This window comes from Polaromonas sp. P1_G4 (assembly GCF_056405475.1).
Map to the genome: position 1 here is coordinate 1 of NZ_JBFUCA010000463.1, position 3,468 is coordinate 3,468.

The 3,468-nt window shown below is 62.5% G+C and carries 3 protein-coding genes; all 3 read right to left on the reverse strand.

Annotated features, from left to right (window positions below):
- On the reverse strand, positions 1-696 hold a 696-nt coding region (locus AC1D1X_RS18755; protein WP_477698865.1), incomplete at its 3' end, for a YihY/virulence factor BrkB family protein.
- Positions 697-864: 168 nt separating this feature from the next.
- On the reverse strand, positions 865-2,310 hold the full coding sequence (locus AC1D1X_RS18760; protein ID WP_477698866.1) for a DEAD/DEAH box helicase: 1,446 nt from the start codon (positions 2,308-2,310) through the stop codon (positions 865-867).
- Positions 2,311-2,654: 344 nt separating this feature from the next.
- On the reverse strand, positions 2,655-3,468 hold an 814-nt coding region (gene ypfJ / locus AC1D1X_RS18765; protein ID WP_477698867.1), incomplete at its 5' end, for a KPN_02809 family neutral zinc metallopeptidase.

Below are 3,468 nucleotides of genomic sequence, written 5' to 3' on the forward strand. Positions count from 1 at the left end.
GCGTAAAGCGGGCTTGGGGCCCACGCTCATTTTCATGAGCGCCACAAAGAGCACCACGCAAAAGCAGAAAGACACGACCTCATTGAGGACCCAGGCGATCTTCTCAATCGGCAAATAACTGCCCGCCCAGCCTGAGAGAAGACTCAGAAAAGTCGAGATCGCCAGCGAAACCAGCAAGAGAAAACCGAAGGCCAGGATGTAGGCCACACCCCGCAACCGCAAAGAAGCGCTGTGCCACCATTTCTGCTGCGGGAGCTCGCCACTGCCTTGCCGCCACAAGCGCTCAAACGCATCCTGCAGTTCGGCAAAAACGCCGGTCGCACCCGACAACAGCAGCGCAAAAGCAAACAGCGAAGCCGTGATGCCCTCTGAAGGAGCCTGGGCACTTGAAAGTGCCTGCTGTACCACCTGTGCGCCCTGCGCGCCGATAACGCTGCGGATTTGATCCACCAGACTGGTTTCGATATACCGGCGGTCCAGCCACCAGCCAAGCACTGCCACCATCAGCACCAGCAACGGCGCCAGGCTGAGGATGCCGTAGAACGACATGGCCGCGCTCATGCGCATGCCGCCTGCATCAATCCAGTGGCCGATGGCCTGCCACAGGGGCCGGTAAAGAGGCCTGAAAATCTTCTGAAGGGAAGAAAGCGCGAAGGCCGGCGAGGCCTGAACATGCGGATCGGGTTTCTCCATCATCCCGGAAGCTTAGGAAACCCGCAGCAAAGACCCAACCGGACAGCAGCTCCCCGCACCGTAGGCGTGAACCGACGGGAATATGGAAACTGGTAGAGAAAATCGGGTAGAGGCGCTGCTCAGCGCCCCGCAATGAACCGGTGCTGGACCGGCTCACCCTGGCCGGTTGTCTTAACCGGCTGTCTTGAACAGCGCTGCGACTTTTTTCTTCGGCTTGATATTGGCCGACACACTGCTGCGCGCGGGGGCAGCTTTGGCGGCGGCTTCCCAGGCGGGCGTGGCATCGGGCGCAGCGGTTGGTTCGTAGGGCTGGTCAAAAAACGGGTCACGCGGCGCCGCCGGCTGGCGATGCGGCGTGTATTCGCGCCGCTCCCGCGGCTGGCGCGCTTCACGCGCATGGCCGCCCTCTTCACCTTCACGGTACATGCGGCGGCCGTCATTGATACGGCCCTGCTCGCTGATACGGGGCTGGTCTTCCTCGAACTCGATGGGCTCCAGTTCGATCTTGGTCTTGATCAGTTTTTCAATATCAGCCACCAGGCGCTGGTCGCTGCTGGCAACAAAACTCACTGCCAGGCCCGATGCGCCAGCCCGGCCGGTACGGCCGATGCGGTGCACGTAATCTTCGGCATTGAAGGGAACATCGAAGTTGAACACTGCGGGCACATCCTTGATGTCCAGGCCGCGCGCCGCCACGTCGGTACACACCAGCAGGTCGACTTCGCCCTTCTTGAAGGCTTCCAGCGCTTTCAGGCGCTCGTCCTGGCTCTTGTCGCCGTGCAGCGCCGTGGTCTTGAGGCCTTCACGTTCCAGGGAACGCGCCAGCCGTGCGCAACCGAGTTTGCTGTTGACGAACACAAAAGCCTGCTTCATGCCGCGCTGTTTCAGGATCTGGTGCAGGGCGCGGCGTTTGTCGTCGGCGCCCACGCTGTAGAAATGCTGCTCGACGGTGGAAGCTGTAGCGTTGGAACGGGCGACCTCGATCGTGACCGGATCCTGCAAATAGCTGGAAGCCAGGCGCTTGATTTCAGGCGAAAAAGTCGCCGAGAACAGCAAGGTGATGCGCTGCTTGGGCAGGTAGCTCAGGATGCGCTGCAGATCGGGCAAAAAGCCGATGTCCAGCATACGGTCGGCTTCGTCGAGCACCACGTATTCGACCTGATTGAGTACGGCGTTCTTGGCTTCAATGTGGTCAAGCAGCCGGCCCGGCGTGGCCAMCAGCACTTCAACGCCTTTTTTGAGCTCGGCCGTCTGCGGCTTCATGTCCATGCCGCCAAACACCACGGTGCTGCGCAGATTGGTGTATTTGGCGTACAGCTCGACTTGCTGGGCCACCTGCACGGCGAGTTCGCGCGTGGGCAGCAGCACCAGCGCACGCACCGGGTGGCGGGCTGGCGACGTCGAGGCGTTCTCGTGCTTCATCATGCGCTGCAGCAGGGGCAACGCGAAAGCCGCAGTCTTGCCGGTGCCGGTTTGCGCGGCGCCCATGACGTCTTTACCCTGCAGGACGACCGGGATGGCCTGTTCCTGGATGGGGGTCATGGTTTCGTAGCCCATTTCGGCTACGGCGCGGGCCAGCGGTTCTGCCAGCGAAAGATTGGAAAAAGAGGATGTCATAAAAGGCTCGGCGGTACTCTGCGGGTTGTCTTGCGAAGGGCGCGCGGACCGGCGCGCTGGCAGCCAACGGCACCGCTGCACCATTGACAAGAAAGGGAGCGCGGCAGGCCGCCCGGCGTGGCACGGTCACCGACCGTGATGGGGCTGTTGCAGCGCTTCCTCAGCCTTCTATTGTCGCACTTTAGGCCCCGATGCCGGTTTTGCCGGCCCACTGCGCTTTCAGGGCCATTTGGGCCAGGGCAGCCACTGGGGCAACACCCCTTTATTGCTATCTATTTTATAGCTGTTTGCGCGCGTCAGTAAAGGGCTACAGCCCGATTTCACTCTTAATTGTTGGCTGCCGGCTAAATACTGCGGGCGCTAAAGGTGTCGCAGGCCTTCACGCTGCCGGTTTTCAGGCCCGTGTCGAACCAGCGCTGGCGCTGGGCGCTGGTGCCGTGGGTGAAGCTTTCGGGCACCACCGCGCCGCCGCCGGCCCGCTGCAGGGCGTCGTCGCCGATTTTGGCGGCGGCGTTCATGGCCTCCTCCACGTCGCCCTGCTCCAGTATCTGGCGCGCGTTCTGCGCGTTATGCGCCCACACACCGGCAAAACAGTCGGCCTGCAACTCCAGGCGAACGCTCAGGGCGTTGTATTCGGCTTTGCTGACGCGGCCACGCATCTGGTCCATCTTGCCGCTAATGCCCAGCAGATTCTGCACATGGTGGCCCACCTCATGCGCGATCACATACGCCTGGGCGAAGTCGCCGGGTGCTCCCAAACGGTTACGGAGGGTTTCGTAAAAGCCCAGGTCGATGTAGACCTTCTGGTCGCCCGGACAGTAAAACGGCCCCATGGCGGCCTGGCCCTGGCCGCAGGCAGTTTGCGTGGCGCCACGAAAGAGCACCAGCCGCGGCTTCTGGTAAGTGCCGCCGCCCTTGGCAAACACGTCGGTCCAGACATCTTCGGTGTCCGCCAGCACGGTCGAGACGAATTTCGCCATGCGGTCATCGGCCGGCGGCTTGGGGGCCGGGCCCTGCTGCACCTGTGCGGGGGATCCGCCGCCGCTGAGCAGGCTCAGGATGGTCATCGGGTTGATGCCGAAGATCCAGCCGCCCACCAGCGCAACCACGATGGTGCCGATGCCGACGCTGCGGCCCCCAAAGCCGAAGCCGCCTCCC